Source organism: Endozoicomonas sp. GU-1 (assembly GCF_027366395.1).
Lineage (GTDB): Bacteria > Pseudomonadota > Gammaproteobacteria > Pseudomonadales > Endozoicomonadaceae > Endozoicomonas.
Genome location: NZ_CP114771.1, coordinates 5,421,739 through 5,435,359, shown reverse-complemented (window position 1 = coordinate 5,435,359; position 13,621 = coordinate 5,421,739). Strand labels below are relative to the sequence as shown.

Here is a 13,621-nt window from a genome sequence, read left to right as displayed (position 1 = left end):
AAAAACAGAGGCACAAAAAAACCTTCCTGATTTCTCAGGAAGGTTCTGTATGGCTGGGGTGGAGGGATTCGAACCCCCGCATGTCAGGATCAAAACCTGATGCCTTACCGCTTGGCGACACCCCAATAGATTATGCAGGATGCATATCTGAATTAGTGGTAGCTAGGGGCAGATTCGAACTGCCGACCCCAGCATTATGAGTGCTGTGCTCTAACCAACTGAGCTACCTAGCCACTGAATCGGGTCGCTATTGTCGTGATTAAGAATGATCATGTCAAGAAACATGCCACTCTTTATCTCTACAACTGTCACAACGACTGTTACAACAACTGCCACAACAACAGGATAAATGGCTGGGGTGGAGGGATTCGAACCCCCGCATGTCAGGATCAAAACCTGATGCCTTACCGCTTGGCGACACCCCAGCAAATAAGCGAATTGATATCTCTTCGCTCACAAAGGCCTTTCGATGCTACTATACGAAAACTCGTTTTAGCAACCACCATAAATCTTGCAGAAAAGATTAGATGGTAGCTAGGGGCAGATTCGAACTGCCGACCCCAGCATTATGAGTGCTGTGCTCTAACCAACTGAGCTACCTAGCCGCCGAAAGATGGTGCGCACTTTAGTGATTTCACCTGAGTCTGTCAAGCAAAAAGCCTATAAGCAACGCAGATTCATAACACGACGACAGGCAAATACTCGATGCACTGGCGCAACGAAAAAAGGCACGCTTTCGCATGCCTTCTTCTGTCGTTTTTTTTCAGCCAGGTTCAAACATTAAACAGGAAGTGCATAACATCACCATCCTGAACAATATACGCTTTGCCTTCTACGCGCAGACGGCCAGCTTCCTTGGCACCCTGCTCACCATTGTATTTAATGAAATCATCATAGCCGGTGACTTCCGCACGAATAAAACCACGCTCAAAGTCAGTATGAATAACACCGGCAGCCTGCGGCGCAGTGGCACCCACCTTCACCGTCCAGGCCCTGACCTCTTTCACCCCTGCGGTAAAGTAGGTTTGCAGACCCAGCAGTTCATAACCGGCGCGGATAACACGATCCAGGCCCGGCTCTTCCATGCCAAGATCCGCAAGAAACTCTGCTCGCTCATCATCATCCAGTTCGGCGATTTCCGATTCCAGCTTGTTGCAGATTGGCACCACCACAGCCTCTTCCTGGGCAGCAATTTCCCGAACGGTGTCCAGGTAGTCGTTATCCTCAAAACCATCCTCATCCACATTGGCAATATACATGGTGGGCTTGATGGTCAGCAGGTGGAATAAACGAACAAGCTTCCGCTCATCATCATTCATATCCAGAGAGCGAACCGGATTACCAGCTTCCAGGTGTGGAATGATTTTTTCCAGCAGCCCCTTCTGGGCTACGGAATCCTTATCACCACCTTTGGCAGAACGGGCAACACGCTGCAGCTGTTTTTCGCAGCTTTCCAGATCCGCCAGCACCAGTTCCATATTGATGATTTCAATATCCGCACGGGGATCAATCTTGTTGGCCACGTGAATAACATTGTCATTGGCAAAGCAGCGAACCACATGGGCAATTGCATCCGTCTCACGGATATTCGCCAGAAACTTGTTACCCAGGCCTTCCCCTTTGGAAGCGCCTTCAACAAGACCCGCGATGTCCACGAACTCCATGGTGGCCGGCAACACTCGCTGAGGTTTAACGATTGCCGCCAGCTTATCCAGACGGGGGTCTGGCATGGCGACAACACCGGCATTGGGCTCAATGGTGCAGAACGGGAAGTTTTCTGCATCAATACCCGCCTTGGTTAAGGCATTAAATAGCGTTGATTTACCAACGTTTGGCAATCCAACGATGCCACATTTGAAACCCATAGCGCTTCTGCTCGCTCCTGAAGATAGTTAATGGGGGCGAATTATAAAGACTGGGGGAAAAAATTTCAGAAATTTTATGTCGGCGGATAAAAAAACGCCCGGAGCGATACTCTCCGGGCGTTCAATCCAATCACGTCAAACAGGCATCAGCCAAACTTTGGCAGAGCCCCCACCAAATCAAGCCCCGCCAGCACCATGGCCACAATACCAAAAAGGAAGATCAGTGCCATTCTCACGGTCCCGCCCGGAACCTGATAGCCACCCTCACCCCGTTGACGGCCAACCCAGGCCATCACTACCGGAGAGAGAATACAGAAAACCACCAGCACCAGCCCGGCGAAGCCAATGGCAGTAATAAAACCATTGGGCAGGAATACCCCCAACAGGGTTGGCGGTATAAACGTGATGGCTGCTGTTTTTAAGCGACCCACAAAGCTGCTGTCGAAACCGAACAGGTCTGCGATGTAATCAAACAGACACAGGGCAACACCCAGGAATGAACTGGCCACTGCCATATTGGCAAACCACTGCAACACATTGGATATATTTACATTCAGCCCGGACTCGGAAAGTGCGCCCAGCATATCCCCAATATTGCCTCCGGCAGCAATAATGGCCGGGAACGCCTCACGGGGCAAATTGCCAAAGAAACTGAACTGCCACAGGGCATAAAACGCCAGGGCCAGCAACGAGCCGGTCAAAAGGGCAAACCTTACCTGCTTGCCATCCTTATTGAGATAGCGGGTGATACTGGGCACAGCGGTCTGCATACCGAAACTGACGGTCAGAAAGCCCAACGCTCCGAAGGAGAACGGGGACACCTCGGCAAACGACAGGCCCGGCATCAGATTGTCAGAGGACGCATTGCCCAGCAAGCCACTGATGCTCCACAGAAAGGTGATCACCATTCCACCAATCAGCACCGTACTGACCCGGTCAACGGCACGGGTTCCGGTCATTACGATAGCAGAAAGTACCAGGGCAAAAACAAAGCTGGCCATCGGTGGAGAAAGCGAAACACCATCCACAGCTTCCAGAGAGTAAGTAATGATGGAACTGCCGCCCGAAATGTAAGCGTAAGTCAGGATGTAACAGAGAAAGGCAACAGAAGCACCGTTAACAATACGACCAAAAGAACCAATGGTGCCCTCGGCAATAGAGTCAAAACTCGCCCCCAAAGGAAAGCGCAGATTGGCTTCCAGCAGGTAGAGTGATGCGCTGTACATGCAATACCAGGTAAAGACCATCAGCAGCATTGAGTAACCAAACCAGAGACCGCTGGTGGCTACTGGCAGTGAAAACATCCCCGCACCAATCGCGGTTCCGGCAACGATCACCGTTCCTCCAAGAACCGAACCCTGCTTCCCGGCAGAGCCCGCAGAACTTTCCGTTATAACTGCTTCAGACATTCATATTCCTACTGCTGTGGGTCTATTTGCTTATTCAGCTCAGGGCTGTTTCGGGCTCAGGGCTGTTTCCGGCTCAGGGCTGTTTCCGGCTCAGGGCTGTTTCCAGCTCAAGGCTGTTTTCTAATAAGACACTGACTATTTAAATCTGTTCAATCATGGCTATTTCAGTAGCAGACAGCGTTTTCAGATAATTCGAACCGCGGGTTACTTTGGCGATACTCACCCCGATCCGTGCAGCAATCTCCCGTTGAGACTCTTTTCCCAAAATCAGGGCCCGCATAATGGCCAGCCTTGAACCAATCGCTTCCCGCTCTTCACGAGTCAGTAACACCGCCATAATTTCATGGAGCGCTGCCACATCCTGCTGGCTCTTCAGCAGTTTGATTACCTGAAACCAGGACTCAGTCTTCATGCCTTGTTCAATTTATCTCAGCCGCCTGTACTGATGTAACAGTACAAAAGTACACTCATTGCCGATATTGCGGAAAACACTAAAAATCACAATCAAAATAATCAGAAATTCAGACCCCGGCCAAAAGAATTTATGGTCGTTTCGCAAAAAATAGAATTATTTGCACAAAAAAATGTCCAAGCGCTCAACATTAAAACGAATTACCCAAAAGCGCTTGTGACCACCACGGAGGCAAGCCGTTTCAACTGTAACAAGGTGTATTACCTGAATAACCAAGGCGACAATCCTGTGAAACAATTGATCAAAACCGTTATTTGTAAACTGATACTTGCCCTGCCAGCTTTGCCACTCACAGCCATTGCAGCAGAAAGCACTCAACCAATGGCAACCGGTGACGCTGTCGATTCATATCTCACAACCACCGGCTATACCCTTGAAAAGCATTCCAACGCCGCACCCGTCATTACCGTTCACTTTGACCACTGCAAGGGCAACCCCCTTGCCAGGGAAAAAAGAGTGGCAAAAGGTATTCTCATTGGCAACGATCGAGTGCTTGCCCCGGCGGATTACTTTATCGACCCATGCTCCCCCCCCCATTGTTTTACCTGAAAGCCCTCCTCAACTTTCAAACAACTTTTATTGCCACGACCAGCGAATCAAAAAAATCTCCCACCTTTCTCTTATTACACCGAGCCACACAGAAAACGAAACCGATGAAACCTGGCAACCGGCCAGAGCGGCCACACCAAAAATCATCAGAGTGTTAAATGAATTACATTTTGACGGAACTTCAACAGTCGACGCCCTTCTATGCCACAGGGTCGAAAATGGCACTATCAACGTGGCACCAGCGGTAGCTGTTCTTTCTCTCAGCAAACGAGGCGTTAGTGCAATACCAACAGAAATAGCAACGGCTCAGCTATACGATAGAAGTGACAACAACGGGAGCGAGCTTCCTGTAACCTACAGCTCTTTACTCCTTAGAAACCATATGCACTTTCTAAACAGTGAAACTGCCAGACCAGAATCACAAGAGATCAATCAGCTTATAGAAGCCGCCAGGCAATTACAGCTTGCCGAAGAAAGCAAAGGCAACACCCGTTTTGATACTCAACCAGCTGCACTGATAACTTCCACCGATGACAGGCATTATCTGACTGCGCTGGTTAATGACTGGGAAATAATCGAGGAATTTCCCTCCCTATACGATCTCCCCGATTATGCCCAAAGACACCCCTATATCAGCAAACTCTGGAAAGGCTCCAGCCCATTGACAGGAACTATTAGCCATACTTTAGGCATGCAAAGCATTCCCAGCCTGACGGGTGCCGCAGGAGGCATTCTGGCCACCGTAGAAATCGCAAGTACGGCCATGCTTTTTTATATTATTGCCAGCTACCTCTCATCATCCCCTCACATACATACCGTTATGAAAGCCGGACTGGGCATCATTCTGGCCTCAGGCTTTTATCGCTGGGCAACCTCGGAATATTAATTAACAACATGCGGAACAACAAAAACAACTACATTTGATGAACTGTACCCTTAATCTTGTGGATCACTAGATGCCAGACAGAAGTATTACGGTGGGAATCATTTGTGGCGGTCCTTCCCCTGAAGCCAGTGTTTCAAGACTCTCTGCGGGTCGCATCAGCCCGCCTCTGGAGAAAAACTATCAGAAAGTAGTCACTCTTGAGCTGGACAAGATGCTGCCTGCCAACCTGACCCTACACCAGGTCGATGTCGTTTTTCCCGTCGCCCACGGCCCCATGGGAGAGGACGGCTGCCTGCAGGGGCTTCTTGAGATTATGGGCATCCCTTACGTTGGCTCAACGGTCCTGGGTAGTGCCTGCGCCCTGGACAAAGTCGCTACCAAGCGTATTTTACAGGCTGCGGGCATCCCCATGGCAAAAGACTGTATCGTTTCCCGGGCAGACCCGCTAAACCGGTCCGTCAGCCAATGCATGGAAGCCCTTGGGGAGAAGGTGATTATCAAGCCCTTCGCCCAGGGCTCCGGTATCGGCATTCAGTTTGCCCGGGGCGAGCAAGAGCTGGAAGAACGACTTGGAAGCAGCTTTGAGAAAGACGAACAACTATTGGTGGAGACATTTATTCATGGCAGAGAAGTCACCGCCGGGGTACTTGAGCTGGATAGCCCACAGGTGCTGCCAACCACAGAAATCATCACGCCTGATAATGCCTGGTATGACTATACCCATCGCTACACACCGGGCTTGAGTGAACATGTTATTCCCGCCCGTATTACGGATTATCAGCGAAAAAGAGTTCAGGAGATCGCTCTGCAGGCACACCAACTGCTTCGCTGTAGGGATATCAGCCGCTCCGATTTTATGGTTCCCGAAAACGGAGAGCCAATCTTTGCTGAAATCAATAATCTTCCCGGAATGACGCCCACCAGCCTGTTTCCCGATGGAGCAAGGCATGCCGGAATAGAGTTTGAAGAACTGATCTGCCGATTGGTCGACAACGCCATGCTGAGAAAGGAGAAACCGTTTAATGGCAATGATTACTGGCCAATTCCCGAATTGAATGTGTCAAGTCAGTAAGCAGGCAATAGTGGAAACTCTCAGGCAGAGAACGTATGCAACTCCTGCACCGCTTTGGATCGTTTGCCATTCAAGGCTTCAGGTGTGACCCGGATCGATTCATCAATAACCGCATCAATCTTTTGCCGCTCTGCAACCGATGGTTTGGTCAACACATAGTTCACCACATCTTTGCTGTTGCCGGGATGGCCGATGCCAAGCCGAAGCCGTAAAAACTCACGACTGTTGCCAAGGGAAGAGATAATATCCCTGAGACCGTTATGACCACCATGGCCACCACCCTGCTTCAAGCGGCCAACGCCAGCGGGCAGGTCAAGCTCATCGTGAACCACAAGGATAGATTCAGGAGGGATTTTAAAGAAAGTCGCCATGGCAGCAACAGCCTGACCACTTCGATTCATAAAGGTGCCAGGATTGAGCAGGCGAACTTCCTGTCCGCCTATCAGCACCCTGGCAGTCAGGCCAAAAAACTTCTTTTCTGGCTGCAAGATAGCACCATGGCTTCTTGCTAACTGCTCAACGTACCAGAAGCCGGCATTATGGCGGGTATCTTCGTACTGTGCCCCGGGATTTCCCAGACCCACAACCAGTCGAATCGACTCATTTGAGGGTGAAAGCTCCGAAGATTTTGCCATAACGCCTCCTTCTGCTTACTCTTCGCCAGCTTCTTCAGCGGATGCTTCTTCGTCAGAACCACCGCGAGTAGCCTGAACACTGGCAATATCCAGATCCTGACCGTGAGCAATAACTTCAACGCCCGCAGGAATGGTCAGGTCGCTCAGGTGAACGTGGCCGCCCACTTCAACCTTGGCCATGTCAACTTCGATGAACTCTGGCAGATCACCTGGCAGACACTTGATTTCCAGATCCACACGGTTGTGTACGATCGCACCACCCGCCTTCACACCAACACACTCTTCTTCATTGATGAAGTGCAGAGGAACGTTGGTAGTGATCTCATGGTCCGCATCAACACGCAGGAAGTCCATGTGCATGGCGAACTCTTTAGCCGGATGACGCTGCAGGTCCTTCAGGATAGCCTGCTGCTTGGTGCCATCGACTGTCAGGGTCAGAACCTGAGAGTAGAAAGCTTCAACTTCCAGAACCTTACGGATGGCCTTACCTTCCAGAGTGATCTGTACCGGCTCAGCTTCGCCACCGTAGATGATACCAGGCACCAGGTCAGCACGACGGAGGCGGCGGCTCGCACCTTTCCCGATATCCTTACGCGCTGTTGCGTTTAAAACGATTGCTTCAGACATGATAATCTCCAATAGACCTGCCGCCACCTTGCGACCAGGCAGCGTCAGGCTGTTCAAACAGAACCCCCCAAAGGGATTCAAAGGTGCGATATCATACCGGCATGGCGTAAAAAAGCAAAATATGTTTCCCGCACCGGACTGGGTATTTACTGAAAAACATGATGCACTGCAGCGCAATCAGACAGCTGTGGGCAGGGACTATTCAGATCAAAAAGCTGTTTTTTTAAAGAGTTTATGGAACTTAACAGCCCCACACTCTCTCCAAATGAAAATTGGTAACCCAGTTATCCAAAATTTCAGAAGAGCCCCAAAGAATTCTGCCCATGACTGTCATCAATATCCAAAAGTCCATCTGATAATTAAGTTAATTAAAAAGGAGCAAAAAAGCCATGCCCTACAGTATCAGTACTTGCCCTTGCGGAATCAGTCCGAATTTTAATACCACATATATGTCAGAAACAGGCCAGGATGAAACATTTTCATTAATTTCCTTTGGTTCACACCTGGTTTCTCACTTTAAAGGACCCAACGAATTTGAGAGATTCAAGACTCTCGTTTCGGAAAACATCGAAAAAATCAAAAAAAACAGACATAAGGCAAAGCAAGATGAATCACCAAAATCACTACTGAGGAGCATTTCGATTCTTCAACGTACCTGTGAATCAATTAAATTTCAAGATAATAAAACTTTCTATCACACGCTCTTCAATATAAGCAATTTCAATAAAGAAGAGTTAGATCCGCATCATGCTGACAAGGTACATGAGACAATGGAGCAGGCTGGAATTTTTCTGAGTCAAAAAAAAGCATCCTTACAAGATGATGCCAGCTGGGTATGCTCAACTCAGTAACATAACATCCAACCCTGCCTACCAACAATACCTCCAGAAATTTCAGGTGATACACTGAGGTTCAGTGGTTGGAAATACAATTTCCAACCACCATTTGCCATCCCAACGAGTATCACTGAAACATTGCACTGATCGATTCAGCATTACTGATACGACGAACAGACTCAGCCAGCAGAGTCGACATATCCAGCTGACGGATCTTATCCAGCGCCTGGGCCGCCGGACTCAGAGGAATGGTGTTGGTCACCACCAGCTCATCCAGCTGGGAGTTGGCAACATTTTCCAGGGCACGGCCAGAGAGGATCGGGTGAGTACAGTAAGCATAAACGGCTTTTGCTCCCTTCTCTTTCAGGGCCGCAGCGGCCTGACACAGGGTACCGGCAGTATCCACCATATCGTCAACAAGAATACAGGTGCGCCCGGACACATCACCGATGATATTCATGACTTCACTCTTGTTGGCCTCTGGGCGGCGCTTATCGATAATAGCCAGGTCAGAGTTCAATCGCTTGGCCACGGCACGGGCACGAACGACACCCCCATGGTCTGGTGAAACCACCATCACATCACTGTAATTACGACGCTCAATATCGTCCAGAAGAATGGGTGAACCGTAGACGTTATCCACAGGGATATCGAAGAAGCCCTGAATCTGGTCCGCATGCAGGTCAACCGTCAGCACACGATCCACACCCACACCGGCAATCATATCCGCCACCACTTTGGCACTGATCGGTACACGACTGGAACGGGGGCGACGATCCTGGCGGGCATAACCAAAATAAGGCAGAACGGCTGTTACACGAACCGCCGAAGAGCGACGCATGGCATCCGCCATTACCAGCAGCTCCATCAGGTTATCATTGGTCGGCGCACAGGTTGACTGGATGATGAATACATCCCGGCCACGGACATTTTCCTGAATTTCTACGGCGCACTCGCCATCACTGAAACGGCCAACGTAAGCCTTGCCAAGTGGGATATGCAGGTGATTGACAACTTTGTGAACCAAATCCGGATTTGAGCTGCCGGCAAACACCATCATTTTCGACACGGGAAATTACCTTGCTTGGGTACTGGGCGTAGGTGGAAAATTCGAGTAACGAGAGAGGGTTCAGGCAGGGCACTGCCTGAAGAATCAGCATCAATAGATGACAGGAGACGACTTTCGCTGTGACGGAGAACACGGACAGAATATTGGCTGGGGTGGAGGGATTCGAACCCCCGCATGTCAGGATCAAAACCTGATGCCTTACCGCTTGGCGACACCCCAGTAAATCTCTTTATCAATCCGCGCACAATCCAGGCCGATTTATCGTAGTTAACACCAAAACAGTCTTGAGCGATAAACAAACAGATTACGCAGTAAGCGTAAAACCTGCCTGCTGCAAAGCCGTATGCAGGGGCGAACGATTAATCCCGCGCGCCACGAAGCTGTGTAGCTTTGATGTATCCTCTGCAACCTCAGGACGAGTGACGCTGTGAGTCAGTTCAGCCTGTGCCGTTAACGCCTGTTCACGACTGACAAACCGGGCAAATACTGATGCCCCGGAACCACTCATCATGGCCCGCCCGATGCTTGAATCTGCGAGATTATCCAACAGAGAGAGCGTTTTATCAACCTCGGGATACAGTGAACGAACCAGAGGCTCGAAATCGTTTCGCCGCTGTTGCCTGTGACGCTGCTCCTGATAGTTACCCGGAGCCTGATCAAGGGCCGCACCCTCTCGTTCTAGGACGTCGCGCACTGTAATCGGCAATGAATCTCTTGTCAATTCACTGTGGCCATACATCGCGGCGGTATTCACCCGGGCATTGGGAACCAGAACCAGAAACCATGCCTCCTGAAGCTCGATTGACGTGAGAATTTCACCCACCCCTTCGGCAAAAGCGCTGTGCCCGCGCACAAACACCGGAACATCGGCCCCCAGTTTTAACCCAAGTGCCGCCAGCTGATCAATCGAAAGGCTCAGCCCCCATAAAGCATTAAGCCCCAACAGAACGGTCGCGGCATTGGAACTACCACCACCAAGCCCGCCCCCCATGGGCAGCTGTTTATCAAGATGAATCCTGGCACCAAGACGACAACCGGTCTCCTGTTGCAGAAGACGGGCGGCCTTAACAATCAGATTATCCTCATGCTCCACTCCTTCAAGGTCAGTAACCAGCTCAATACCCGAATCACTGCTGGTGATAGTCAGCTGATCACCAAAATCCAGAAACTGAAAAAGCGTTTGCAAATTATGATAGCCATCAGGCCTGCGACCAGTGATATGCAGAAACAGGTTCAATTTGGCCGGGGCTGGCAATACTAATTCTGTCAGCATCAGGAAGACTCCAAAAAAACATCCTGCATAATGGCTCAAAACACCTAATAAAGCATCACGACAGAAACATCAGCAATAACTGACCGGCAGTTTTAAAGCTGCCAGCGACTTACCATCAGAGTCAATCGAATATCCCCACGGCTCACAACAAAACGAACAGGTAACCGCTGACTGCCACTCAATCCGTATTGCTGGTAAGCAACCACCCAGCCCTGCTGTTCAATTTTGTCCGGATAGCCAAGGTTATTCAGCCGGATTCTGGCATCATTGCCAGGAGCTGGCAGTCCTCTGACCCAATACCTTAAATTACTGACTGGAAACTGCCACCCGGTCAGCGAGTACAGCAGCATCTCCGGTGACGGACCATAACGGGTTTCATCCGAGGCAGTGACCGACACACCCTGACGCCCCCCTGAGATACGGGCAATGGATGCACCCAAGGGGCCATCCAGAACCAACCTGTATTGATCACCTTGTTGTTGCCAGTCAAGCGACATCGTACCGGATTGCCCCGGAACCTTAATATTAAGACGTCCGGTCATATCCCAGGCCTGAATCAACCCCAAACGCTCCTGGTGCCTCTGCCAGCGCTGCTCTTTCTCTTCGTCACTGACCTGCCTGCCCGAATCAACCGCTCGGGAAGCACACCCGGCAAGGATGAAAACACTCAGAACCAGTAAAATTCTCAAACCAGAAAAGCACTTATCAACACCCATTCCCATATACACCAAGCTATTTTATGCGCACGCACCGCAAAATCTTCTTCAAACCACTGACGGCGAGGCATTTACTGTTAAAAAAATCACGGCGCAGTACTGACTGTTTCTGCCTGACTCTTGGGACCATCCCCTGTGAGCCGCCCCATAGTATCCTTTAAAATCTGACTGTCAGGGCTTTTCCGCAGTGCTTCTGCCCATAGCGACCTGGCAGAATCCTGCTCACCTTTCTCCCAGAGCACCTCACCCAGGTGAGCAGCGATCTCCGCATCAGGAAACTGGCTGTATGCCATTCTCAAATACTTCTCTGCCTGATCCAGGTTCCCGAGGCGAAACTGCACCCACCCCATGCTGTCCAGGATAGCCGGATCCTCGCTGTTCAAATCATAAGCCTGCAAGATCAGCGCTTCCGCTTCTTTAACCCGGTCGGTTCGATCAGCCAGGGTATAGCCCAGAGCATTCAATGCCGCAGCATTGTCAGGGTCAAACGCCAGAATAGAACGCAGATCCTTCTCTAACCCCTCCAAATCATCCAGCTTTTCATAAACCATCGCTCTTGAATAGAGAAGATTGACTGATTCAGGGCTTGTTTTCAGCGCCCGCTCAAATAATATCAGCGCCTTGCCCAGCTGACGATCATTAACCAGAAGCTCTCCCTCCAACAGGAAAAGCGACTCCATCCGGGCAGGATGACGGCTTCTTGCCTCCCCCACATGGGTCAGCGCCTCCTCCAGTTTGTTCTGCCCGACCAACATCTGAGTCAGGGCCACCTGAGCCGCCATAAACTCCTTTCCGGAACCTACAGAAAGATAATGTTCTTTGGCAGCAGAATATTTTTCTTGCTTCTCACTCAAACGTCCAAGATAGTAATGGGCTGTATTGTTCCGCTCACCAAGGGCCAACAGCTGTTCAAAGTACTGGACAGCTTCCTGCTCCAGACCATTTTCTGAGGTGATAAGCGCCAGAGACAAGACAATATCACTCTCTCCGGGAGCCCTCTCAAGCAGAATTTCAAACTGCTTCCTTGCCAGGTCGAGCTTACCGGCATGAACAAGAACTCTGCCATATAACAAGCGCAGGCGGTTTTTCTCCGGGTGACGCCGAATCGCGTCAGCAAGCATAATTTCGGCTTCAGCATCCCGCTTCAATTTGTGTAAGGCCCGCCCTTTCACCATCATGGCAGGGACAAACCCGCGATCCTGCCGCAGAAGCTCATTAGCCAGAGTCAGTGCCGATTCAAACGCACCGGTCTGCTGACGCAAAATAGCCCTACCCAACTTCAGCACAGGGTAATCCGGGTAAGCCTGAGACAATTGGTCAAACTGTTGGATAAGTTCAAGCTGGCTATCTTTAGGCAGCCGCCCCTGCTCGTTGCCAGCGGCACTGGCAAGCACATCAAAGGCCGGGCTGCCCCCCAAAGAAAGTTGTTGACTCATCCGGGCAAAGGCCCGGTCATACTGACCGGCATACACCAGCTCAAGAGCAGCCCCATGCAGTGCATCCGGGTTTTCCGGTTCCAGTTCGACCCAGAGTAATGAAGCATCCAGCGCAGCCTGTCTTGCCCCTACATAAACGGCAACCTGGTAGGCTCTCCGGGCTACGCCAATATCTCTGGTTTTGTGTGCCTGTTTCAAATAATTGCCCAGCGCCAGATCATAACGCTGACGCTGGCCGCCAATCTCTGCCACCAGCAAATCATAAAGCGTCTCCGCGGCAAAAGGAGCAACAGGCTCATCAGCCTCGACCTGTGATTGATCGTTCGTTGCAGTTACAGCGCTATGATCCACTTGCTGAACATTCTTACTGGCACAACCCGCCAGGAAAACAGCAAAAACAAGCATCAACTTTTTACAATATTTTCTGAAAACCTCAGCCCCGTTGATGAATAATTCAGCCCCGGCAATCGTTCTAATCATGGATGGTATGCCCTTTCCCCTGATTTCCATTAAAAAACGTGAAGAGAGTTTGCAGTTACACGCTTTCCATTGCAGAATTGATCGGCCGAAACACCCATCAATCCAGCAGCCCCGCTCCTGAGTGTGAACCTGATAACTGCGATTGAAGTATCGGACATGGTCATAAGCCAGAAAAAACATAAGCAGGATTTGCACAACACTCCAGCAATCAAGAGCTTTCCTGAAAGAAAGCCTTAAGCAGAAAATGACAGGCCACGCCCCCTTCAACAGGGAGTGCGCCTCTGAAAGCATTTTCA

13 protein-coding genes and 5 tRNA genes are annotated in these 13,621 nt (G+C 50.3%); 4 read left to right on the top strand and 14 right to left on the bottom strand.

Annotated elements, in window-relative coordinates:
• Positions 1 to 50 precede the first annotated feature (50 nt).
• The 7 genes from O3276_RS22775 to trpR form a co-directional block, all read right to left on the bottom strand.
• Positions 51 to 125: transfer RNA gene (locus tag O3276_RS22775), tRNA-Gln, on the bottom strand.
• Positions 126 to 156: 31 nt separating this feature from the next.
• A tRNA-Met gene (locus O3276_RS22770) sits at positions 157 to 233 on the bottom strand.
• A 117-nt stretch (positions 234 to 350) separates the two neighbouring features.
• Positions 351 to 425, bottom strand: a tRNA-Gln gene (locus O3276_RS22765).
• A gap of 103 nt (positions 426 to 528) precedes the next feature.
• Positions 529 to 605, bottom strand: a tRNA-Met gene (locus O3276_RS22760).
• A 168-nt stretch (positions 606 to 773) separates the two neighbouring features.
• Positions 774 to 1,865: a redox-regulated ATPase YchF gene (ychF, locus tag O3276_RS22755; protein WP_269673351.1), complete on the bottom strand. Its 1,092-nt coding sequence runs from the start codon at positions 1,863 to 1,865 to the stop codon at positions 774 to 776.
• 146 nt (positions 1,866 to 2,011) lie between these two features.
• The gene (locus tag O3276_RS22750; RefSeq protein WP_269673350.1) at positions 2,012 to 3,274 is read right to left on the bottom strand and encodes an amino acid permease; all 1,263 of its coding nucleotides are present in this window, start codon (positions 3,272 to 3,274) and stop codon (positions 2,012 to 2,014) included.
• A 139-nt stretch (positions 3,275 to 3,413) separates the two neighbouring features.
• Entirely contained in the window at positions 3,414 to 3,686 is a 273-nt protein-coding gene (gene trpR, locus O3276_RS22745; protein WP_269673349.1) for a trp operon repressor, read from the bottom strand.
• Positions 3,687 to 3,818: 132 nt separating this feature from the next.
• Here trpR and O3276_RS22740 point away from each other — a divergent pair, with 132 nt between their 5' ends.
• The 3 genes from O3276_RS22740 (at position 3,819) to O3276_RS22730 (ending at position 6,253) form a co-directional block, all read left to right on the top strand.
• Positions 3,819 to 4,295 carry a hypothetical protein gene (locus tag O3276_RS22740; RefSeq protein ID WP_269673348.1) on the top strand — a complete coding sequence of 159 codons (477 nt, stop codon included), beginning with the start codon at positions 3,819 to 3,821 and terminating at the stop codon, positions 4,293 to 4,295.
• A complete protein-coding gene (locus O3276_RS22735; RefSeq protein WP_269673347.1) occupies positions 4,186 to 5,181 on the top strand; it encodes a hypothetical protein in 996 nt (331 codons plus the stop codon). Before O3276_RS22740 ends, O3276_RS22735 begins: the two co-directional genes overlap by 110 nt.
• Before the next feature lie 70 nt (positions 5,182 to 5,251).
• Positions 5,252 to 6,253, top strand: a complete 1,002-nt coding sequence (locus O3276_RS22730) for a D-alanine--D-alanine ligase family protein (RefSeq protein ID WP_269673346.1) — start codon at positions 5,252 to 5,254, stop codon at positions 6,251 to 6,253.
• 20 nt (positions 6,254 to 6,273) lie between these two features.
• Here the strand turns inward: O3276_RS22730 and pth are convergent, their stop codons facing one another.
• Together pth and O3276_RS22720 are read right to left on the bottom strand one after the other, a co-directional pair.
• Positions 6,274 to 6,888 (bottom strand): aminoacyl-tRNA hydrolase, encoded by a 615-nt coding sequence (gene pth / locus O3276_RS22725; protein WP_269673345.1) that lies wholly within the window; start codon positions 6,886 to 6,888, stop codon positions 6,274 to 6,276.
• Between the two features lie 15 nt (positions 6,889 to 6,903).
• Complete coding sequence (locus tag O3276_RS22720) at positions 6,904 to 7,515, bottom strand: 50S ribosomal protein L25/general stress protein Ctc (RefSeq protein ID WP_269673344.1); 612 nt, start codon at positions 7,513 to 7,515, stop codon at positions 6,904 to 6,906.
• Between the two features lie 389 nt (positions 7,516 to 7,904).
• Between O3276_RS22720 and O3276_RS22715 the strand changes: the two genes are divergently transcribed.
• A complete protein-coding gene (locus tag O3276_RS22715; protein WP_269673343.1) occupies positions 7,905 to 8,366 on the top strand; it encodes a hypothetical protein in 462 nt (153 codons plus the stop codon).
• A 112-nt stretch (positions 8,367 to 8,478) separates the two neighbouring features.
• Here the strand turns inward: O3276_RS22715 and O3276_RS22710 are convergent, their stop codons facing one another.
• From O3276_RS22710 to O3276_RS22690, 5 genes are all read right to left on the bottom strand, one after another.
• Complete coding sequence (locus O3276_RS22710) at positions 8,479 to 9,420, bottom strand: ribose-phosphate pyrophosphokinase (protein ID WP_101744808.1); 942 nt, start codon at positions 9,418 to 9,420, stop codon at positions 8,479 to 8,481.
• Positions 9,421 to 9,564: 144 nt separating this feature from the next.
• A tRNA-Gln gene (locus tag O3276_RS22705) sits at positions 9,565 to 9,639 on the bottom strand.
• 85 nt (positions 9,640 to 9,724) lie between these two features.
• Positions 9,725 to 10,693 (bottom strand): 4-(cytidine 5'-diphospho)-2-C-methyl-D-erythritol kinase, encoded by a 969-nt coding sequence (gene ispE / locus O3276_RS22700; RefSeq protein WP_269673342.1) that lies wholly within the window; start codon positions 10,691 to 10,693, stop codon positions 9,725 to 9,727.
• A 92-nt stretch (positions 10,694 to 10,785) separates the two neighbouring features.
• Entirely contained in the window at positions 10,786 to 11,409 is a 624-nt protein-coding gene (lolB, locus tag O3276_RS22695) for a lipoprotein insertase outer membrane protein LolB (protein ID WP_269673341.1), read from the bottom strand.
• 86 nt (positions 11,410 to 11,495) lie between these two features.
• Complete coding sequence (locus O3276_RS22690) at positions 11,496 to 13,325, bottom strand: tetratricopeptide repeat protein (protein ID WP_269673340.1); 1,830 nt, start codon at positions 13,323 to 13,325, stop codon at positions 11,496 to 11,498.
• Positions 13,326 to 13,621 lie beyond the last annotated feature (296 nt).